Genomic DNA, 20,320 nt, shown 5'->3' on the forward strand with positions numbered 1-20,320 from the left:
ATCGACCGCTTCGAGGTCGGTCGAGTGCGGGCGGCGTAGTAGGTGCTCGGGGCGATCTGCAATTCTCTGCAGATCGGCTCGACCCCGAATTGGTCCTTGTGCTCGTCGATGTAACGGTGGGTCAGTGGGAGGGGCGGTCGAGCTCCGCCGCGAAGAAAGCCGATGCTGACCTCAAGATCGCGTTGGCCCGGCGAAGCTCGCGCACTTCCTTCTCCAGCTCGGCCAGGCGGGCGGCGTCGTCGGTGGTCGTTCCGGGCCGGTCGCCGGCATCGACCTCGGCCTGGACGACCCAGTTGCGCAGCGTTTCGGGGTTGATGCCGAGCTGACCGGCGATGCGCTTCAGCGCCCCGTTCTTGGTGGTGGGGTCCCGGCGGGCGTCGACCGCCATGCGGATCGCCCGCTCACGCAGCTCGTCGGGGTACTTCCTGGGTGCAGCCATGGAGACCATCATCCTCTCGAAGGCGTTGTTTGGAGGTCTCCATCAAACCCGGGCCTTGACAAGGCCGAGTTGCTCGGCGATGCAAGCGGCTGGGCGATGCGCGCGGTCATCCCGCGTTCCATGCGCGGTCACGACTGCGTGCCACCACGATGATCCGCAGGGCAGGGGACTAGCGGGTGCCCCTCGCCGGTGACGGCGAGGGGCCGTGCGCTCCACCTGCCGCCTCGCCGTCGAGGAAGCCCCGCAGCAGGTCGTTCACGGCCGCCGGCTCGACCAGGTGCGGCCAGTGCCCCGCCGCGAGCGCCCGCAGGTCCGCCGAGGCCGCCAGCGGGTTCAGCGCCCGCAGCCGCCCGCCGTCCACGTCGCGGGTGCTGCGCACGTGCAGCAGGGGCACCCGCGCGGCCCGCAGCAGCGGCCGCGGGTCCAGCTCCAGGACGTCTGCCCACAGCGGCCGCACCACCGCGGCCGGCGTGGCGGCGATGCGCGCCACGACCTCCTCGCGCAGCAGCGGCAACCGTCCGCCCCACGCGGCGCGCATGGAGGCGACGAGCACCTCGTGCCAGCCGTCGGCGCGCGCCGCCGCCGCCCGCGCCCGCTTGGCGCGCACGGCCTGCTCGGTGACCGGCACGTTGGAGTCCAGCAGGACCAGCCGGCGCACCAGGCCGGGCCGCCGCACGGCCAGCGCCAGGCCGACCACGCCGCCGGTGGAGTGCCCCACGAGGTCCACCGCGTTCGACCCGGCCACCCGCGCGACGCGCTCGCCCACCTCCGCGGCCACCGCGTCCAGGCCGGCCGGGCCCGCCACCGGCTCCTGGTCGCCGTGCCCGGGCAGCTCCAGCGGCACGGCGCGGCGCCCGGCGGCGGCCAGCGCGTCGCGCTGCGCCGACAGCTCCACCGCGCGGCAGCCCACGCCCGGCAGCAGCACCACCGGTGGCCCGCCCGCGGCGCCCACCCGGCGCGGCCCGCTCAGGCGCTCGCCAGCACGCGCACGGACCACGCCGGCACCCGCAGCGCCGCCCCCGCCGGTGCGGCCCGGCGGCGCCGGTCGGGCGTGCTGCTCCAGCGCGGGTGGAAGCGGGGCAGGCCCTCGACCGCGGGCAGCACCACGTCCCGCTGGCGCGCGCCGGCGTTGACGACCACCAGCACCGACGCCAGGCCCCGGTCCCGCCCGTCGACGAGCACCTGCAGGATGCGCCGGCCCGCGTCGTGCCAGTGGCCCACGGTCATCGGCGTGCCGTCCTCGGCGAACCAGCGCAGGTCCTCGCGCTGCTCGCGCACCGGGTGCCCGCGGCGGACCCCCGCCTCGGCCAGCACCGGGTAGCGCGTGCGCAGCGCCACGAGCTCACGGGTGTCGGCCAGCAGGTCGCGCTGCCAGTCGGCCAGGTCCCAGTCGATCCAGGACACCTCGTTGTCCTGGCAGTAGGCGTTGTTGTTGCCGCCCTGCGAGCGCCCGAACTCGTCGCCCGCGGTGATCATCGGAACGCCCGAGGACAGCACCAGCGTCGCCAGGAGGTTGCGCACGCTGCGCCGCCGCGCGGCCAGCACGGCCGCGTCGTCGGTGGGCCCCTCCACGCCGTGGTTCCAGCTGGTGTCGGAGTCGCTGCCGTCGCGGTTGCCCTCGCCGTTCGCCTCGTTGTGCTTGCGGTCGTAGGAGACCAGGTCCGCCAGGGTGAACCCGTCGTGGGCGGTGACGAAGTTGACGCTCGTCAGCCGCCCGCGGGTGACGTCGAAGGTGTCGGCCGACCCGGCGAAGCGGGTCGCGAACTCGCGCAGCCCCCGCCCGGCCGCGTCCGGCACCGCGTGCCCCAGCGCCACCTCCCGCGCGTCGGTCAGCCAGAAGCGGCGCACGCCGTCGCGGAAGCGGTCGTTCCACTCGTGCACGGGCGGCGGGTACTGGCCGGTGCGCCACCCGAAGGGGCCGATGTCCCAGGGCTCGGCGACGTGCTTGACCTGCGCCAGGACCGGGTCGGCGGTCAGCGCCACCAGGAACGGGTGGTCGGGGGTGAAACCCTCCCGGCCGCGCGCGAGCGTGGTCATGAGGTCGTAGCGGAAACCGTCCACCCCGTACTCGCTCACCCAGTGCCGCAGCGAGTCCAGGGCCAGCTGCACCACGCGCCGCTCGCCGAAGTCCAGCGAGTTGCCGCAGCCGGTGACGTCGAAGGGCCGCCCGCCGGCGTCGCGCAGGTAGTACGTGGCCTCGTCCAGGCCGCGCAGCGACAGGTGCGCGCCGTCGGGGCCCTCCTCACAGGTGTGGTTGTAGACGACGTCCAGCAGCACCTCGATGCCCGCCTCGTGCAGGCCCGCGATCGCGCGGCGGAACTCCTCGCGCACGGCGCCCGCACCCGCCGCGCGCGCCGCGGCAGTGGCGTACCCGGGGTGCGGGGCGTTGAAGGCCAGGGTGTTGTAGCCCCAGTAGTTGACCAGCCCCCGCCGGCGCAGGTGCACCTCCGAGGTGCTGGCGTGCACCGGGAGCAGCTCCAGCGCGGTGACGCCCAGGCCCGTCAGGTGCTCCAGGACCGCGGGGTGGGCCAGGGCCGCGTACGTGCCGCGCAGCTCCTCGGGCACGTCCGGGTGCCGCTTCGTCAGGCCCTTGACGTGCGCCTCGTAGACGACGGTGCGCGACCAGGGCGTGCGCGGCTGCTCGCCGGGGCGCACCCGCAGCGGCTCGGGCATCGGGCCCAGCACCACCCCGCGCGGCACGTGCGGTGCGCTGTCGCGCCCGTCGGGCACCGCGAGGTCCCCGCGCAGGTCGGCGTCCACGGCGTGCCCGAAGACCTCCGGGGCCAGGGCCACCTCGCCCTCCACGCCGTGCGCGCACGGGTCCAGCAGCAGCTTGGCCGGGTTGTGCCGCAGGCCCCGCTCGGGCTCCCAGCGCCCGTGCACCCGCAGGCCGTAGCGGCTGCCGGCGCGCAGGTGCGGCACGTGCCCGTGCCACACGCCCAGCTCCACGTCCGGCAGGGGGGTGCGCACCTCGCGGCCGGAGTCGTCGAACACGCACACCTCCACCCCGTCGGCGTGGGCCGCGAGCACGGCGACGTCGGCGCCGCCGCCCTCGTCCTCCGGGCGCAGCGTGACGCCCAGGGGGTGCGGGGCGGCCCCCCGCCGGTCGGTGCGGGTGGTCGGTCCGTCGCGGCGCGTGGTCGGAACAGGCACCGGCGCAGTCTGCCCGAGCGGAGGCGCGCTTGTCGGGCCGAGGGGCGCTCGCGCGGTCCCGGGCCGCCGCCGCGCTCCTACACTGGTGGCCGTGACGGCGTACCTCGACCACGCCTCGACGACCCCCCTGCGGCCCGAGGCCATCGAGGCGTACGCCTCCGCCGCCGCGCTGACCGGCAACCCCTCGTCGCTGCACTCGAGCGGCCGCCGCGCCCGCGCGGCGGTGGAGGAGTCCCGCGAGGCGCTGGCCGCGGCCGTGGGGGCGCGCCCGTCGGAGGTGGTGTGGACCTCCGGCGGCACGGAGGCCGACAACCTCGCCCTGAAGGGGCTGTACTGGGCGCGCCGCGCCGCCGACCCGCGCCGCCGCCGCGTCCTGGTGGGGGCCGCCGAGCACCACGCCGTGCTGGACGTGGCGCAGTGGCTCGCCGAGCACGAGGGCGCCGACGTGCGCCTGGTCCCGGTCGACGCCGCGGGCCGCACCGACCTGGACGCCCTGCGCGAGGCGCTGGCCGACGGCGGTGACGAGGTGGCGCTGGTGTCGCTGATGTGGGCGAACAACGAGGTCGGCACCGTGCAGCCGGTCGCCGAGGCGGCGGAGCTGGCGCACGCGGCCGGGGTGCCGCTGCACACCGACGCCGTGCAGGCCGTGGGGCACCTGCCGGTGGACGTCGCCGCCGCCGGCGTGGACGCCCTGTCGCTGTCGGCGCACAAGTTCGGCGGCCCGGTGGGCGCCGGTGCCCTGGTGCTGCGCCGCGGCACGCCGCTGGTGCCGCTGCTGCACGGCGGCGGGCAGGAGCTGGGGGCGCGCTCGGGCACGCTGGACGCCCCCGCCGCCCGGGCGACCGCCGCCGCGCTGACCGCGGCGGTCACCGCGATGCCGGAGGAGTCCGCCCGCGTCGCGGCGCTGCGCGACCGGCTCGTGGCGGGCCTGCTGGCCTGCGCGGACGGAGTGGTGCTGCGCGGCGACCCCGTCCTGGGCCCCGCCCACCGGCTGCCGGGCAACGCCCACGTCACCGTGGCCGGCTGCGAGGGCGACTCCCTGCTGTACCTGCTGGACGCCGCCGGCGTGGAGTGCTCCACCGGCTCGGCGTGCCAGGCGGGCGTGCCCCGCCCCAGCCACGTCCTGCTGGCCGCGGGCCTGGACGAGCGCGAGGCCGCCGGTGCGCTGCGCTTCTCGCTGGGGTGGAGCTCCACCGGCGCCGACGTGGACGCAGCCCTGGCCGCGGTCGGTCCCGCCGTGGAGCGGGCCCGGCGCGCCTCGGCGCCGGCGCGCGGCTCGCGGGGCCGCCGCCGACCGCCGGCAGCGCCGGTCGCCGGGACGGTGGCGTCCTGATGCGGGTGCTGGCCGCCATGAGCGGCGGGGTGGACTCCGCGGTCGCCGCCGCCCGCGCGGTGGACGCCGGGCACGACGTCGTCGGCGTGCACATGGCGCTGAACCGCGCACCGGGCACCCTGCGCACCGGCTCGCGCGGCTGCTGCACGATCGAGGACGCCCTGGACGCCCGCCGCGCCGCGGACCTGCTCGGCATCCCCTTCTACGTGTGGGACCTGTCGGAGTCCTTCGTGCAGGAGGTGGTGGAGGACTTCGTCGCCGAGTACGCGGCCGGGCGCACCCCGAACCCCTGCGTGCGCTGCAACGAGCGCATCAAGTTCGCCGCGCTGCTGGACAAGGGCGTCGCGCTGGGTTTCGACGCCGTGTGCACCGGGCACTACGCGCGGGTCCTGCGCGGGGCGGACGGTTCCGCCCAGCTGCACCGCGCCGCGGACGCCGCCAAGGACCAGTCGTACGTGCTGGCCGTCCTGGACGCCGACCAGGTGGCGCACGCGATGTTCCCGCTCGGCGACGCGCCCACCAAGGAGCAGGTGCGCGCCGAGGCCGAGCGCCGCGGCCTGCCGGTGGCGCGCAAGCCCGACAGCCACGACATCTGCTTCATCCCCGACGGCGACACCCGCGGGTTCCTCGCCGACAAGCTGGGCGAGGAACCCGGGGAGGTGCTCGACGAGGACGGCGCGGTGCTGGGCACCCACACCGGCACCTACGGCTTCACCGTCGGGCAGCGCAAGGGCCTGGGGCTGCGCCGCCCCGCGCCCGACGGCCGGCCCCGGTACGTGCTGTCCATCGAGCCGGTGCGCCGCACCGTCACCGTCGGGCCCGCCGAGCGCCTGGCGGTGGGGGAGCTGCACGCGCTCGAGGCGGTCTGGAGCGCGCCGGAACCCGTCGGCCCGGTGGAGGTGCACGTGCAGGTGCGCGCGCACGGCGAGGCCGTCCCGGCGGTCGCCGAGGTGACCGGCGAGCAGGTGCGGGTGGTGCTGCGCACGCCGCTGACCGGTGTCGCCCCCGGGCAGACGGTGGCGTTCTACGCCGGAACGCGCGTGCTGGGTTCGGCCACGATCTCCGGGACCTCCCCCGCACGGAGCTGAGGCCCGCAGGCCCCCGACCCGGCGGTGCGCCGGGTCGGGCGGGTCAGGCGGGTGGCTGTGGCGCGTGCCCGGCCGGTACGACCTCGGCGGGCAGCGGCGGACCGGGCGGGGTGCCGTCGCCGAAGGGGCGCCCGCCCAGCTCCTCGCGGTGGTGCGGTTCCCACCAGCCGGATGTGTCCGGGCCCTTCGGCACCACGCCGGTGGGGTTGATGTCCCGGTGGACCTCGTAGTAGTGCGCCTTGATGTGCACCAGGTCGATCGTGTCGCCGAAGCCGGGGGTCTGGAACAGGTCGCGGAAGTAGGCCCACAGCACCGGCATCTCGATGAGCTTGCTGCGGTTGCACTTGAAGTGGCCGTGGTAGACGGCGTCGAAGCGCGCCAGCGTCGTGAACAGCCGCACGTCCGCCTCGGTGATGGTCTCGCCCACGAGGAACCGCTGCCGCGACAGGCGTTCCGAGAGGGCGTCCAGCCGGGAGAACAGCCGGTCGTACGCCCGCTCGTACGAACCCTGCGTGCCGGCGAAACCCGCCCGGTACACCCCGTTGTTGACGTCGCGGAACACCGCCTCGTTCAGCTCGTCGATCTGCTCGCGCAGGTGCTCGGGGTACAGGTCCGGGGCGCCGTCGCGGTGGTGCTCGCGCCACTCGGTGGACAGGTCCAGCGTCATCCGCGGGAAGTCGTTGGTGACGACCTGCCCGGTGGCGACCTCCACGATCGCGGGCACGGTGATGCCGCGCGGGTAGTCCGGGAAGCGCGCGAAGTACGCCTCCTGCAGCCGCTCGATGCCCAGCACCGGATCGCGACCGCCGGGGTCCAGGTCGAAGGTCCAGCTGCGCTCGTCGTGGGTGGGGCCGCAGATCCCCAGCGAGAGCACCGGTTCCAGCCCCAGCAGCCGGCGCACGATGCTCGCCCGGTTCGCCCAGGGGCACGCACGGCTGACCACGAGCCGGTACCGGCCCGGTTCCACGGGGTACCCGTCGCGGCCGTCGGCGGTGATGCGGGTCGTGATGTAGCGCTGGTCGCGCTCGAACGAGCCCTGGGGGTTCACGTACCCCGTGCTGCCTGCGCTGTCGGCCATGCAGCGACCGTAACGGCCGTGCGGCCGGGGCGCCCGGTCAGCCCGGGCGCTCCGCGGCGCCCCGGCTCAGCGCCAGGTGATCGGCCCGTCGACGTCCGGGGAGTACGCGGTGTCGTAGGGGGCGAAGCGAACGCCTGTCGCAGGGGCGTCCGCGGGAGCGACACCGACCCGGCAGGTCGTGAACGACTGCCCGGGGGCGAGCCCCGTCGGTGCGCCCTTCTGGGGGCAGCGCTCCCAGTCGCCGAACACGACGAGGTGGCCGGCCGGTCGACCGCTGGGCAGGGTGACGTCCATCTCCGGGCCCCAGTGCTCCAGGTCCTCGCTGCTGCCGGCGACCGCGGTGATCGTCACCCAGGCGTAGGTGGGCACGTACCCGGCGGCGTCCTCGACCCCGAGCTCGACGAGCTCCGCCTCGGTGCCCTGCTCGATCCTGTCCACGCGCAGGCTGACGATGCCCGGGTTCCCGTCCCCCTCGTCGAGCGGGACCACCGCCGACTCGCCGGTGCGCAGCGCGGAGCCGGGGGCGGTGAGGTCGCTGCCGGCGACGGGTGCGCCCGAGGCCCCGGCGGGCGAGGCGCTCGGCGCCGGTGCCGAGGCGGTGCCCGACGGGGACGGTGACGCGCTCTGCGTGACCGTCACCGTGGCGGGTGCCGGGGCGGCGGCGGTGCGACCGCTGCAGGCGCTGAGGGCGACGACGGGCAGCAGGCAGGCGGCGGCGAGGGCGCGCGTGGTGTTCACAGGGGATCCTCCGCAGGACGTGGGTTCGCTCCCGGGGTGCTGGCGGTCCTGCGCCCGCACCCTCGTCGTTCACCCGCGCGCCCACCGGCGCACCCGGGCGGAGCAGCGCCCGTGCCGCGGACGACCCAGGGCCGTCACGAGCCGTGCGAGGACGGTCAGCTCACCAGCACCGTCACCGCGTGGATGAGCAGACCCACCAGGGCCCCCACGACGGTGCCGTTGATGCGGATGAACTGCAGGTCCCGCCCGACGAACAGCTCGATGCGGTTCGCGGCGTCGTCGCCGTCCCAGCGCGCCACGGTGTCGGAGATGACCGTCGCCAGTTCCGGGGCGAAGCGGCGCACCACGTGCCCGGCGGCGTCGGTGAGGTGGCGCTCCACGCGCGCGGCGAAGACGGCGTCGTCCACCAGGCGGTGGCCCAGGTCCACCAGCGCCTCCTCGCTGCGGGTGCGCAGCGAGGAGGCCGGGTCGGCCAGGGCGTCGTTGAGGTAACCGCGCACGCTCGTCCACAGACCGGCGAGGGTGTCGGCCAGGCCGGGGGAGGTCAGCAGCCGCCGCTGGAACTCGTCCGCCTTCGCGCGGGTGTCCGGGTCGTTCTGCAGGGCGTCGGCGTAGCGGGCCAGCAGGTCGTCGATGGCCTTGCGGCCGGGGTGCTCGCGGTCGGCGGCCACGTCGTCCACCCACCGCTGCGCCTCGGCGTGCACCCGCTTGCCCAGGCGCTCGTTGAGCCAGTCCGGCGCCCACAGCGGTGCCCGCTCCTCCACCAGGCGGCGCACCGTGTGCTCGTTGGCGCGCAGCCAGCGCTGCGCCTCGGCGAGGGTGAGGTCCACCACCGGGCGGTGGGTGCCGTCGCGCACCACCTCGGCCAGCAGCCGGCCCAGCACCGGGCTCCAGGGCTCCGCGGCCAGGCGGCGCACCACGACCTGGTCCAGGACGCCGGTGACCTCCTCGTCGCGCAGGATCCCCAGCGCACCCGTGAGCACCGTGGCGGCCTCGTCGACGACCCGGGCGGCACCGCCGCGGCCGTGCAGCCAGGAACCGACCCGGGCGGGGACCCCGGCGCGCTGGACCTTGTCGCGCACGACGTCCTCGGCCAGGAAGTTCTCGGCGACGAACTGCTCCAGGCTCTTGCCCAGGGCCTCCTTGCGCCGGGGGATGAGCGCGGTGTGCGGGATCGGCAGCCGCAGCGGGTGGCGGAACAGCGCGGTGACGGCGAACCAGTCCGCCACCGCGCCGACCATCGCGGCCTCGGCCGCGGCGTTGACGAAGCCCCAGGCGCCGTCGCGGCCCAGCGTCGCGCCGTACACGACCGCGGCCACCACCAGCAGGCTCGTGGCGACCAGCCGCATGCGCCGCAGCCCGCTGCGGCGCTCGGCGTCCCCCTCGCCGTCTCCGGGCAGGCCGGGGGCGGCGGGCGGGGCGGGGGTGCGCGGCGCGGGGTGCGTGGTGCTGCTCACCGCGCCATCCTCGCCCACGCGCGGCCCGCCCACGCGCCGCCGCCCCTCACGCCGCCACCCCCGCCACCACGACCGCCCCGCCCTCAGCTCACGGGGTGACCGCGGAGCGCACCGCCTGCTGCACCGAGGTCAGCCACTGCGAGCCGGGCGCCGGCACGCCCGTCCCGGCGCAGGTCACGTCCTGCTCCGGGGCGACGCCGGTGGTGAGGAACTCGTCGACGACCGCGTCCACGCACGGGTTGCCCGCCGAGGCGTACAGGGCGTGGTCGCCCTCGTCCTCCACGGTGACCATGACCGACGACCCCAGCGCCTCGTGCGTCTCGACGGCGCCCTCGTAGGAGGTCGCCGGGTCGTGGCGCGACTGCACGATGAGCAGCGGCGGCAGGTCGCGGCCGTCGGGCCGCGGCAGGCTCAGCGGGGCGCGGTCCCAGTACCCGCACGGCTGCTGGGTCACGGACCAGCCGCGCAGCGGGTACTGCGAGCCCTGGATCTGCCCCAGGTCGTTCCAGGAGTCCTCCCCACGGGTCCACGCGGTGTCGTTGCACGTGGTGGCCAGGAACGTCGCCGCGAAGGAGTCCGCGTGGGCGGGGCGCTCCTCGGCCAGGCGCTCGGGCAGCAGCGCCTGCACGCGCCCGGCCAGGTCGGCGGCCGCGGCGTCCAGGGCCGCGCCCGCCGCCGGGTCCGCACCCGCGGCGGAGCGCAGGCCCGTCACCACGTCCAGGCCCCGCAGGATCCACGCCAGCTGCTCGAACAGCGTCTTGGAGTACATGGCCTGCGCGACCAGGCCGTCCACGACCCGGCCGTCCACGAGGACGACCCCGGCCACCTGCAGCGGCCGGGCGGCCAGCTCGGCGCGCACCCTCTCGTAGGTGCCCTCGACCGCACCGGCGGTGGGCCCCAGGCCGAACAGCCAGTCGTAGCTCGCCGCCCAGGTGGCGAAGTCGGCCTCGAAGCGGCGCTGGAAGGCCGGCGGCTGGTTCTCGCTGAACACCTCCTGGAAGGCGGCGGTCGCCTCGACGCTGGAGTCCAGCACGAAGCGGCCCACCCGGGCGGGGAAGTAGGTGGCGTACTGCGCGCCCAGCCAGGTGCCGCCGGAGTAGCCCACCCAGTCGATCGTCTCGCGGTCCAGCGCGTGCCGGACCAGGTCGACGTCGGCGATGGTCTGCTCGGTGTTCACCACGTCGACCAGCGGGTCGTCTTCGCAGGCGGCCGCGGTGGCCCGCATCGCCTCGGCGGTGGCCGCCAGCGCCTCGGGCGAGCGGTCGCGCGGGTCGGGCGCCTGGAGCATCGCAGCGTTCGCCTCCGCCCCGCACGTCAGGACCGAGCCGGCGCCGGTGCCGCGCACGTCCAGGCCGATCACCTCGGTGCCCGCCAGCGCCGGCTGCCCGCCGAGCGTGGCCAGCGACAGGCCCGCACCGCCCGGGCCGCCGGGGTTGGTGATGATCGTGCGGGCCGGGCGCTCGCCGGTCTGCGGCAGCCGGCTGATCGCGATGCGCAGCGGCTCGCCGGCGGTCGGGTCGAGGTGGTCGCGCGGCACGAGCACCTCGGCGCACTCCAGCAGGGGGGCGAGCTGCGCGGAGCCCACGGCTTCGGCGGTGCACGGCGCCCACGCCGGTTCCTGCTCGCGGTAGAGCGCCGGGTAGCGCTGCTCGAACTGCTGCTGCGCCTCGGCGAGCGTGGCCGGGCGGGCCGTGGCCAGCGCGGACAGCGGCGCGTCGCCCGGCAGGGCGGCGGTGGGGGCGGTGGTGGTGGGTGCGGACGCCGCCGAGGCGGTGCCGCCGGCGAGCAGGGTGGCGCCGAGGGCGACGGCGCCGGCCGCGGCCAGCGACCGGCGGTTCCGGGGGGTCGCGGTGGGCGGTGCGGTGCGGCGCGGTGCCGGCTGCTGGTGCATGGGCGGCCTCTCCGGTGGGGCTGGTGGGACGACCGCCTGCGTCTGTGCGGCGGCTGTGGACCCATCCACCCGTACCCACCGGGTCCGCGTCCAGTGACGACCGGCTCGCTCCGGGTCCGACGTTCGTCGCACCCGCCGCGCCGGTAGCGTGCGCGGACGTGCCCGACGCCGATCCCGCGCCCGTCGCCGACCCCGCCGCCGACCCCGCCGCTGAACCCGCCGTCGAGCCTGCCCCCCAGCACGGCCCCGGTGCCGTCAGCGCCCCCGCCGCCCTGCCGGGCACGGACCCCCGCGAGGCCGTGCGGACCGTCTTCGGCGAGCTGGGCGAGCCCCCGCACGTGCCGCACCTGCCGCAGCTGCCCGCCCGCGGCCCCGGCGCGGACCCGGTGGGGCGCGCCGCCGCGCTGCTGGTGGACCTGCCGGTGGACCTGCAGCCGTCGGGGTGGCGGTTCACCGACGCGCCCGGCCGCGACCAGGAGCGCGCGCGCTCGTACCTGCGCGCCGACCTGGACGAGCTCGCCGAGGCCGCGGAGGGCTGGCGCGGACCGCTGGTGCTGGCGGTGCTGGGCCCCTGGTCGCTGGCCGCCGCCGTCGAGCTGCACCGCGGCGAGCGCAGCGCGTCCGACCACGGGGCCCGCCGCGACGTGGTCGCCTCCCTCGCCGAGGGGATCGCCGCCCACGTCGCCGACCTGCGGCGGCTGGTGCCGGGTGCGCGGCCGGTCGTGCAGCTGCAGGAGCCCTCGCTGCCCGCCGTGCTCGCCGGGCGGCTGCCCACGCAGTCCGGCTACGGCAGCCTGCGCGCGGTGGACCGCGCCGAGGTGCGCGCCGGCCTGCGCGCCGTGGTCGACGCGGTGCGCGCCGCCGGCGCCGAGCCCGTGGTGCGCCTGGCCCCGGACGAGCCGCCGCTGGCGCTGGTGCGCGAGGTGGGCGCAGCCGGTGTCGCGCTGGACGTGGCGCGCCTGGGAGCGCACGGGTGGGAGTCGCTGGCCGCGAGCGTCGAGGACGGGGTGCGCCTGTGGGCGGGGGTCCTGCCCGCCGTGGCCGCTCCTCCGGCGGTCGCGGCGCTGGTCGACGCGGTGCGGGGCCCCTGGCGCCGCGTGGGGCTGCCCGCGGCGGACCTGGCCGGGGTGGTCCTCACCGGTGCCGAGGGCCTGCAGGACCTGCCGCCGGACGCCCTGCGCGGTGTTCTGCGCCGGTTGCGCGAGGCGGGCGCGGCGCTCGCGGAGGCCTCCGGTGACTGAGGTGGCACCGCTGTTCCGCGAGGCCGGGCCGGCGGACGTGCCGGACGTGGTGGCGCTGGTGGAGTCCGCCTACCGCGGCGAGGCCAGCCGGGCGGGCTGGACCACGGAGGCGGACCTGCTCGACGGCCGGCGCACCGACGAGCAGGGCGTCGCCGCGATCGTGGCGGACCCCGACGCGGTGCTGCTGCTGGCCGAGCGCCCCGCGGGGGAGCCGGCCGGTGCGCGCCTGGTGGGTTGCTGCGAACTGCGCCGGACCGGGGACGCCGCCTACTTCGGCACCTTCGCGGTGCGCCCGGTGCTGCAGGGCGGAGGCATCGGCGCTGCACTGCTGGCGCACGCCGACGCGGAGGCGGTGCGGCGCTGGGGTTCACGGGCGCTGGAGATGACGGTCATCGCCCAGCGCGCCGACCTCATCGCCTGGTACGAGCGGCGCGGTTTCACCGCCACGGGGCAGCGGCGGCCGTTCCCGCACGGCGACGAGCGGTTCGGGGTGCCGCGGCGCGACGACCTGGAGTTCCTGGTGCTGCGCCGGGCGACCGGCTCGTCGCCCGGCGCAGCCTGAGGGGCGGGCCTCAGCGCAGGTCGGCCTGGACCTCGATGGTGAGGAACTCGTCGTCGTCCGGCACGCCCTCGGTGCGCCCGGCGGAGAACGGGAAGTTGTTGTCGTTGCCGACGACGATCGTGTGCTCGTCCACCACGTCCACGCTCTCGATCGTCTGGAACGGGAACGTCACGTAGCCCGACTCCGCGCTCAGCTCGCCGGCGACGCCGTCCGGGTCCGGCACGGCCATGAGGTTGACCAGCTGGGTCTTCAGCGGGTGCCCGGCGGCGTCGGTGCGGCTGGTGTCGACGAGGAACACGGCCTTGAAGACGGCGGTGGCGCCCTGGCCGTTGTCGCGCTCCAGCACCAGGTAGCGGTGGTCGTCGACGCGGGTGAAGTCGCCGATGGCGTTCTTCGGCGACTCCAGCCGGTAGGTGAACTCCTCGCCGCGGTAGCGCTGCTGCTTCGTGTCGTAGCGCAGGACCCGCAGGTCCTGGGGGTCGTCGCCGGCGACGGGGCCCTCGAGCATCGGGAACAGGTAGCGCCCGTCGGCGGACATCGCCATGCCCTCGAAACCCTTGCTGCCGCCGAGGTTGGCCTCGGCCTCGCCCAGCAGGGGGTTGTCGGGGGAGGCCACGCCGGGCAGCGGCACGGGCGCCTCGATCAGCCGGCCGGCGGCGTCGGTGTGCAGCAGGTACGGCCCGAACTCCTCGCCGAACCAGAACGTGCCGTCGGGGGCCTGGCGGAAGGACTCCACGTCGAAGTCGGCCCCGGTCAGGCGACGGTCCTCGCGCGTCAGCTGCCAGGTGACCTTCCGGTACGGGTCGGACAGGGTGAACCCGCCGGGGACCACGGCGACGGAGCCGTCCTCGGCGGGCTGCAGGCGGTGCACCGCCAGCAGGAAGTCGGCGCTGTTCGCCTTGGCGCCGTACCCGTTGTCGGAGAGCACCAGCCAGCTGCCGTCGGGCTGCACGAGGTTGCCGGAGAAGCCCTGCACGGGCTGCGCCTCGAACGGCACGCTCACGCCGTTGGCGCCCTCGATCGCCGAGCCGCTGGGCACGGGCTCGCCGAAGGTGGCGGCGGGCAGGACGTGCCGGTCCACGAGGCGGGCGGACTGGGCGGGGAAGTCGTCGTCGAAGCGGTCCTCGCGGGCGGAGGCCGCCGTGGTCCCGGCGAAGGTGCCGGCGAGCACGGCACCGGTCAGGACGAGGGGGAGTGCGGCGCTGCGCCGCGGGCGGGAGGAGGTCACGGGCGGGGACGCTAGGGCAGCGCGCCGGACCCCTGGACGGACGCCGGGCGTCGCCCGGGTGAACGCTGGGTGCCCGCTCGGTACCGCTGCCGGCCCTCCGCCAGGGCTCCCCGCCCGGCGCGTGTCGGTGCGGCGCGGCAGGATGTCCCGCGTGAGCCAGAGCGCCGAGAGCACCGCCGGGAGCACCGCCGAGGACCCGCTGGACGGGCAGGTCCCCGCCGCCGCGCGGCACCGCTGGCAGGAACTGGCCCAGCGGGTCGAGGCCGCCCGGTTCGCCTACTACGTGCGCAACGCCTCGCCCATCAGCGACGGCGAGTACGACGCGCTCGAGCGCGAGCTGCGCGCCCTGGAGGACGAGCACCCGGCGCTGCGCACCCCGAGCTCGCCGACGCAGACGGTCGGCGGCACGTTCTCCACCGAGTTCACCGCCGTGGACCACCCCGAGCGGATGCTCAGCCTGGACAACGCCTTCTCCACCGACGAGCTGTCCGCGTGGGCGGCGCGCGTGGAGAAGGAGGTCGGCACCGGCGCGCGGTACCTGTGCGAGCCGAAGATCGACGGCCTGGCCGTCGACCTCGTCTACGAGGACGGCCGCCTCGTGCGCGGCGTCACCCGCGGTGACGGGCGCACCGGCGAGGACGTCACCCTCAACGTCCGCACCATCGCCGACGTCCCGCAGCAGCTCACCGGCGAGGACCTCCCGGAGTTCCTGGAGGTGCGCGGGGAGGTGTTCTTCCACGTCGCCGCCTTCGAGGAGCTCAACGCCCGCATCATGGACGCAGGCAAGGCCCCCTTCGCCAACCCCCGCAACGCCGCCGCCGGCTCGCTGCGGCAGAAGGACCCGCGGGTCACCGCCTCCCGGCCGCTGCGCGTCCTCGTGCACGGCATCGGCGCCCGGCGCGGCATGGAGAACGCCACCCAGTCCGAGGCGTACGCCAAGCTCGCCGCGTGGGGCCTGCCCACCTCCTCGCGCGCGAAGGTCGTCGACACGCTGGAGGAGGTCGCCGAGTACGTCCGGTACTACGGCGAGCACCGCCACGACGTCGAGCACGAGATCGACGGCGTCGTCGTCAAGGTGGACCAGGTGCCGCTGCAGCGCCGGCTGGGCGCCACCTCCCGAGCACCGCGCTGGGCGATCGCCTTCAAGTACCCGCCCGAGGAGGTGACCACCAAGCTGCTGGACATCAGCGTCAACGTGGGCCGCACCGGCCGGGTCACCCCGTTCGCGCACCTGGAACCCGTGAAGGTCGCCGGCTCCACGGTGCAGCTGTCGACGCTGCACAACTCCGACGAGGTCGAGCGCAAGGGCGTCCTCATCGGCGACACGGTCGTGGTGCGCAAGGCCGGCGACGTCATCCCCGAGGTCGTCGGCCCCGTCCTGGACCTGCGCACCGGGGACGAGCGGGAGTTCGTCTTCCCCGCGCACTGCCCCGAGTGCGGCACGCCGCTGCGCCGGATGCGCGCCGACGACGTCGACATCCGCTGCCCCAACGCCCGCAGCTGCCCCGCGCAGGTGCGCGAGCGCATCTACCACGTCGCCGGCCGCGGGTCCTTCGACATCGAGGCCCTGGGGTACGAGGCGGCCACCGCCCTGCCGGAGGCGGGGGTCGTCACCGACGAGGGCGACCTGTTCGACCTCACCGAGGACGACCTGCTGCGGGTGCCGCTGTTCACCAACAAGAGCGGCACGCTGTCGGCGAACGGCCGCCGGCTGCTGGCCAACCTCGAGGCGGCCAAGTCGCAACCCCTGTGGCGGGTGCTGGTCGGGTTGTCGATCCGGCACGTGGGCCCCACGGCGGCGCGCGCGCTGGCGGGACGGTTCGGCTCGTTCCAGGCGATCGAGGAAGCGTCCCCGGAGGAGCTGGCGGCCACCGAGGGCGTGGGGCCCACGATCGCCGAGGCGGTGCACGAGTGGCTGGACGTCGACTGGCACCGCGCCGTGGTGGACAAGTGGCGCCGCGCCGGGGTGCGCATGCAGGACGAGCGCGACGAGTCCACCCCCCGCACGCTGGAGGGCCTGACGGTCGTGGTCACCGGCTCGCTGTCCGGGTTCACCCGCGACGAGGCCAAGGAGGCGATCCTCGCGCGCGGCGGCAAGGCGTCCGCGAGCGTGTCGAAGAAGACGAGCTTCGTCGTCGTCGGCGACGCGCCCGGCTCCAAGGCGGACAAGGCCGAGCAGCTGGGGGTGCGGGTCCTCGACGAGGACGCCTTCCGCGCGCTGCTGGACGGTGGTCCCGACGCGGTCGCACAGACCCCTCCCGAGGGCGAGCGCGAGGGCGAGGACGGCGGCGACGGGGAGGTCTGAGCCCTACCGCCGCAGCACGAGCGTGCAGCACTTCGCGCCCCCGCCGCCGCGCAGGAGCTCGGACAGGTCCACCGGCACGGGCACGTACCCGCGCTGCGTGAGCTGCTCGGCGTAGCGCTGCGCGCGCGGGGAGAGCACCACGTGCCGCCCGTCGCTGACGGCGTTCATGCCCAGCACCTGGGCGGTGGCGGCGTCGGTGCGCAGCGCGTGCGGGAACAGCTCCTGCAGCGCCCGCTGCGACTCCTCGTCGAACGCGCCGGGGAAGTACGCGACGTCCGGGTGCTCCGGGTCGTCGTCCAGCACGGTCAGCGCCGTGTCGAGGTGGTAGAAGCGCGGGTCCACCAGCCGCAGCGAGGTGACCGCCCGGCCCAGAACCTCCGCCACCTCGCGGTGCGCGGCGAGTTCCGTGCGGAAGCCGTGCCCGGCGAGCAGGTGCTCGCCCACCACGAGCAGGTCGCCCTCGCCCTCGTTGACGTGCACCGGCCGGTGCACCGGGCCGAGGCCGTGCTCGTCCAGCCAGGTCGCGTACGCCTCCGCCTCCCCGGCGCGCTCGGGGTGGGTGAAGCGCACCCCGACCGACCCCTGCGGGGTGACGAGCGCGCCGTTGGCGGCGTACACCATGTCCGGCAGGCCCGGCACGGCCGGCAGCACCTCCACCTCGTGGCCCAGCCGCTCGAACGTGGCGCGCAGCTGACGCCACTGCGCCAACGCTCGGCCCGCGTCCACGGGGGTGGCGGTGTCCATCCACGGGTTGATCTCGTAGGAGACGGTGAAGTGCTCCGGAGCGCACATCAGGAAGCGCCGAGGGCGGGCGACGCGCTCGCCGGGGTGCGTGCCGTCGTGGGAGGGGGTGCTCATCCCCGTGCGGGCCCGACCACCACGCTGCCGTCGCCCTCGACGCGGCACGGGTGCACCCGCAGCGCGGGTTGCCCGGTCGTGGACTCGCCGGTGTCCAGGTCGAAGGTGTTCTGGTGCAGCGGGCACACGACGACGCGCTCGTCGATCTGCCCGTCGGCCAGGGGTCCACCGGCGTGCGGGCAGGCGGCCTGCACGGCGCTGACCTTCCCGCTGCGCCGGCGGAACACCGCGACCTGCTCGTCGCCGACGACGTAGGCGCGCCCCTCGCCGGGGGGGATCTCGTCGACGTGGGCGACGCGCACCTGTGTGCCGTCGTCGCGCGTGGGAGCGCTCACCGCGCCACCTCCGTGGTCTTCGGGACGGCGTTGCTGTTGGAGTTCACGTGCGGGACCAGGCCACCGGGGTGGCCCGCGGGGCGGTCGGGCACCAGCGGCAGGTCCACCAGCGGCAGCGAGGTGCGGAACTGCCCCGGGGTGGCGGGGTGCTCGCCCTCCTCGTGCCAGGGGTCGCGGTAGTTGTCCACCGTGGCCTTCATGCGCTCGTCCAGCCCCGCGGCCAGGCCGTCGGAGTCGTCCACGAGGACGGCGCGCAACCGCTCGATGCCCATGCGCGGCACGAACTCGTAGGTGCGCTCCAGCCAGTTGCCCCACTCGCGGTAGAACTGCATGAAGCGGCCCGTCAGGGTGATCACCGCATCCGCCCCGGTGACCGTCGCGAGCAGGTCCGCCTTGCGCACGTTGGCACCGGCCGCACCACCCACGTGGACCTCCCAGCGGCCGTCGCCGATGGCGATGACGCCGACGTCCTTCACGTACGCCTCGGCGCAGTTGCGCGGGCACCCGACGACACCGAGCTTGAACTTCGCGGGCGTCTCGATGCCCTGGAAGCGCGTCTCCAGGTCGATGCCGAGCTGGGTGGAGTCGTCCAGGCCGAAGCGGCAGTAGTCGCGGCCCACGCACGTCTTCACGGTGCGGAAGCTCTTGCCGTAGGCGAACCCGGACGGCATGCCCAGGTCCTTCCAGACCTTCGGCAGGTCCTCCTTCTTCACCCCCAGCAGGTCGATGCGCTGCCCGCCGGTGACCTTCACGAGCCCGACGTCGTACTTGTCGGCGACGTCGGCGATGGTGCGCAGCTGCTCGGGGGTGGTGACCCCGCCCTTCATCTGCGGGACCACCGAGAACGTGCCGTCGCGCTGGATGTTGGCGTGCACGCGGTCGTTGATGAACCGGGAGTCCAGCTCCTCCTCGATGCCCTCGGGCCACACCGTCCGCAGCAGCGAGGTCAGGCCCATCTTGGACTTGGCGTCCTCGGCGCCGCCGGGGGCCAGTTCCCGGAAGACCGCGGAGACGGACTTCAAGCCCCTGGCGCGGATCGCCGCCACCAGGTCCGGCTTGCTCATCGGGATGCCGGGCACGTACCAGTTCGCCGACTCGTCCACGGCGAGCGCACCGCCGGCGGCCCACTCGGTGATCTGCCCGACGAGGGTCTTGCACGACCCGCAGCCCTTGCCGGCGCGCGTGGCGTCCATCACCGACTTCAGCGAGGTGCAGCCGTTGCGGACGGCCTCCACGATGGTCCCCTTGGAAACGCCGTTGCAGTTGCAGACCTGCGCGTCGTCGGCGAGCTCGGCCACGCTCACCTCGGTGGAGGGCGTGCCCATGTCGAACAGCAGCGAGATCCGCTCCTCCGGCAGCGGTGAGCCCTGCGTGAACGCCTGCAGCAGGAAGGACGTCTTGGCGACGTCACCCAGCAGCGTCGCGCCGATGAGGTGCCCGTCGCGGATGACGACGTTCTTGTAGACGCCGCGGCGGGGTTCGGAGAACTCCACGAACTCGTCGTCGCTGCGCTCGGCGGAGCTGACGCCCATGGCGGCCAGGTCGACGCCGGCGACCTTCAGCTTCGTCGTGGTGCGCGAGCCGTGGTACTCGGCGCCCGGGTCCGCGCCGGTGAGGTGGTCGGCCAGGACGCCGGCCTGCTCCCACAGCGGCGCCACCAGGCCGTACGTCTGGCCGCGGTGCTGCACGCACTCGCCGACGGCGTACACGTCGGGCAGCGCCTGCCCGTCCTCGTCGCTGCACGCCATGCGGTCGTCGACGACGATGCCGCGCTCGACCAGCAGGCCCGAGGCCTGCGCCACGTCGACGTTCGCCCGGATCCCGGCGGCCACCACGACGAGGCCGGCCTCCAGGCGGCGCCCGTCCGCCAGCACCACCCCGTCCACGTGCCCGGTGCCGGTCACGGAGGCGACGCGGGCGCCGGTGTGCACCCGCAGGCCCAGCTCCTCCAGTTCCCGCTGCAGGACGGAGGAGGCCACCGGGTTCAGCTGCTGGCTCATCAGGTGACCGGCGAACTCCACGACGTCGACCTCGACGCCGTGGTTCTGCAGGCCCCGGGCGGCCTCCAGCCCGAGCAGGCCGCCCCCGACGACCACCGCGCGCGTCTGCTGCTGCGCCTCGGCGACCATCGCCCGGGTGTCGTCCAGGGTGCGGAAGCCGAAGACGCCGCCGAGCAGGCCGCCGTCCTCGTCGCGCAGGCCCGGCACCGGCGGGAAGAACGGCGAGGACCCGGTCGCGATGACCAGCACGTCGTACGGGGTGCTGCCGCCCGCGTCGTCGTGCACGGTGCGGGCCTCGCGGTCGACGTGGGTGACGCGGGCGCCGACGCGCAGGGCGACCCCGTGCTCCTCGTACCAGGGCAGGGCGTTGAGGAAGACGTCCTCCTCGTCCTCGTCGCCCGCCAGCACGTGGGAGAGCATGATCCGGTTGTAGTTGCCGTAGGGTTCCGCGCCGATGACGGTGACGTCGAAGCTCTCGCCGCCGCCGCGCTCGAGCACCTCCTCGACGAAGCGGGCGCCGGCCATGCCGTTGCCGACGACGACCAGCCGCCGTCGTTCGCGGCCGTCGGCGGGGGGAGCGCTGGTACTGCCGAGGGTGGTGACCACCGGGACTC

16 protein-coding genes and 1 other annotated feature are annotated in these 20,320 nt (G+C 75.5%); of the genes, 5 read left to right on the top strand and 11 right to left on the bottom strand.

All coding sequences use genetic code 11. The annotated features are described in order from the left end of the window. Positions 1-47 precede the first annotated feature (47 nt). Positions 48-161, bottom strand: a sequence feature (AL1L pseudoknot). The 3 genes from ACRYR9_RS00005 to glgX form a co-directional block, all read right to left on the bottom strand. Further along, complete coding sequence (locus ACRYR9_RS00005; protein ID WP_432492937.1) at positions 122-439, bottom strand: transposase; 318 nt, start codon at positions 437-439, stop codon at positions 122-124. It overlaps the preceding feature by 40 nt. A 169-nt stretch (positions 440-608) precedes the next feature. Continuing rightward, a complete protein-coding gene (locus tag ACRYR9_RS00010; RefSeq protein ID WP_432492939.1) occupies positions 609-1,436 on the bottom strand; it encodes an alpha/beta fold hydrolase in 828 nt (275 codons plus the stop codon). After that, positions 1,406-3,592 (bottom strand): glycogen debranching protein GlgX, encoded by a 2,187-nt coding sequence (glgX, locus tag ACRYR9_RS00015; RefSeq protein ID WP_432492941.1) that lies wholly within the window; start codon positions 3,590-3,592, stop codon positions 1,406-1,408. The genes ACRYR9_RS00010 and glgX overlap by 31 nt, the downstream gene beginning before the upstream one ends. A gap of 91 nt (positions 3,593-3,683) precedes the next feature. Between glgX and ACRYR9_RS00020 the strand changes: the two genes are divergently transcribed. Both ACRYR9_RS00020 and mnmA read left to right on the top strand, forming a co-directional pair. After that, positions 3,684-4,925, top strand: coding sequence for a cysteine desulfurase family protein (locus ACRYR9_RS00020; protein ID WP_432492943.1), 1,242 nt, complete (start codon positions 3,684-3,686; stop codon positions 4,923-4,925). Continuing rightward, entirely contained in the window at positions 4,925-6,013 is a 1,089-nt protein-coding gene (gene mnmA, locus ACRYR9_RS00025; RefSeq protein ID WP_432492945.1) for a tRNA 2-thiouridine(34) synthase MnmA, read from the top strand. Before ACRYR9_RS00020 ends, mnmA begins: the two co-directional genes overlap by 1 nt. Positions 6,014-6,056: 43 nt before the next feature. On the opposite strand, the gene ACRYR9_RS00030 is transcribed toward mnmA, so the two are convergent. From ACRYR9_RS00030 to ACRYR9_RS00045, 4 genes are all read right to left on the bottom strand, one after another. After that, entirely contained in the window at positions 6,057-7,091 is a 1,035-nt protein-coding gene (locus tag ACRYR9_RS00030) for a glutathione S-transferase family protein (protein ID WP_432492947.1), read from the bottom strand. 66 nt (positions 7,092-7,157) lie between these two features. Continuing rightward, positions 7,158-7,829: a hypothetical protein gene (locus tag ACRYR9_RS00035; protein WP_432492949.1), complete on the bottom strand. Its 672-nt coding sequence runs from the start codon at positions 7,827-7,829 to the stop codon at positions 7,158-7,160. A gap of 155 nt (positions 7,830-7,984) precedes the next feature. Beyond that, a complete protein-coding gene (locus ACRYR9_RS00040; RefSeq protein WP_432492951.1) occupies positions 7,985-9,286 on the bottom strand; it encodes a DUF445 domain-containing protein in 1,302 nt (433 codons plus the stop codon). Positions 9,287-9,374: 88 nt separating this feature from the next. Beyond that, positions 9,375-11,177: an alpha/beta hydrolase gene (locus tag ACRYR9_RS00045; protein WP_432492953.1), complete on the bottom strand. Its 1,803-nt coding sequence runs from the start codon at positions 11,175-11,177 to the stop codon at positions 9,375-9,377. Positions 11,178-11,335: 158 nt separating this feature from the next. On the opposite strand from ACRYR9_RS00045, the gene ACRYR9_RS00050 reads away from it, so the two are divergent. Continuing rightward, the gene (locus ACRYR9_RS00050; protein WP_432492955.1) at positions 11,336-12,418 is read left to right on the top strand and encodes a uroporphyrinogen decarboxylase/cobalamine-independent methonine synthase family protein; all 1,083 of its coding nucleotides are present in this window, start codon (positions 11,336-11,338) and stop codon (positions 12,416-12,418) included. Then, positions 12,411-12,980: a GNAT family N-acetyltransferase gene (locus ACRYR9_RS00055; RefSeq protein WP_432492957.1), complete on the top strand. Its 570-nt coding sequence runs from the start codon at positions 12,411-12,413 to the stop codon at positions 12,978-12,980. Before ACRYR9_RS00050 ends, ACRYR9_RS00055 begins: the two co-directional genes overlap by 8 nt. Positions 12,981-12,990: 10 nt before the next feature. On the opposite strand, the gene ACRYR9_RS00060 is transcribed toward ACRYR9_RS00055, so the two are convergent. Then, on the bottom strand, positions 12,991-14,208 hold the full coding sequence (locus ACRYR9_RS00060) for an esterase-like activity of phytase family protein (protein WP_432492959.1): 1,218 nt from the start codon (positions 14,206-14,208) through the stop codon (positions 12,991-12,993). Between the two features lie 142 nt (positions 14,209-14,350). Between ACRYR9_RS00060 and ligA the strand changes: the two genes are divergently transcribed. Further along, positions 14,351-16,513 (top strand): NAD-dependent DNA ligase LigA, encoded by a 2,163-nt coding sequence (gene ligA, locus ACRYR9_RS00065; protein WP_432492961.1) that lies wholly within the window; start codon positions 14,351-14,353, stop codon positions 16,511-16,513. A 3-nt stretch (positions 16,514-16,516) separates the two neighbouring features. Here ligA and ddaH read toward each other — a convergent pair whose 3' ends face one another. The 3 genes from ddaH to nirB are packed head-to-tail and all read right to left on the bottom strand — an operon-like array spanning position 16,517 to position 20,312. Then, complete coding sequence (ddaH, locus tag ACRYR9_RS00070) at positions 16,517-17,371, bottom strand: dimethylargininase (protein WP_432492963.1); 855 nt, start codon at positions 17,369-17,371, stop codon at positions 16,517-16,519. Beyond that, positions 17,368-17,706, bottom strand: a complete 339-nt coding sequence (locus tag ACRYR9_RS00075; protein ID WP_432492964.1) for a Rieske (2Fe-2S) protein — start codon at positions 17,704-17,706, stop codon at positions 17,368-17,370. Before ACRYR9_RS00075 ends, ddaH begins: the two co-directional genes overlap by 4 nt. Beyond that, positions 17,703-20,312, bottom strand: coding sequence for a nitrite reductase large subunit NirB (nirB, locus tag ACRYR9_RS00080; RefSeq protein ID WP_432492966.1), 2,610 nt, complete (start codon positions 20,310-20,312; stop codon positions 17,703-17,705). The genes ACRYR9_RS00075 and nirB overlap by 4 nt, the downstream gene beginning before the upstream one ends. Positions 20,313-20,320: the final 8 nt, after the last annotated feature.

Origin of the sequence: Kineococcus auxinigenes (assembly GCF_050871525.1) — a bacterium.
Taxonomy (GTDB): Bacteria; Actinomycetota; Actinomycetes; order Actinomycetales; family Kineococcaceae; genus Kineococcus.

Excerpts from the sequence above, each read along its gene's own strand:
- ACRYR9_RS00005 (WP_432492937.1), bottom strand. The coding sequence starts at position 439 with ATGGCTGCACCCAGGAAGTACCCCGACGAGCTGCGTGAGCGGGCGATC.
- mnmA (WP_432492945.1), top strand. The coding sequence starts at position 4,925 with ATGCGGGTGCTGGCCGCCATGAGCGGCGGGGTGGACTCCGCGGTCGCC.
- ACRYR9_RS00030 (WP_432492947.1), bottom strand. The coding sequence starts at position 7,091 with ATGGCCGACAGCGCAGGCAGCACGGGGTACGTGAACCCCCAGGGCTCG.
- ACRYR9_RS00045 (WP_432492953.1), bottom strand. The coding sequence starts at position 11,177 with ATGCACCAGCAGCCGGCACCGCGCCGCACCGCACCGCCCACCGCGACC.
- ligA (WP_432492961.1), top strand. The coding sequence starts at position 14,351 with ATGTCCCGCGTGAGCCAGAGCGCCGAGAGCACCGCCGGGAGCACCGCC.
- ddaH (WP_432492963.1), bottom strand. The coding sequence starts at position 17,371 with ATGAGCACCCCCTCCCACGACGGCACGCACCCCGGCGAGCGCGTCGCC.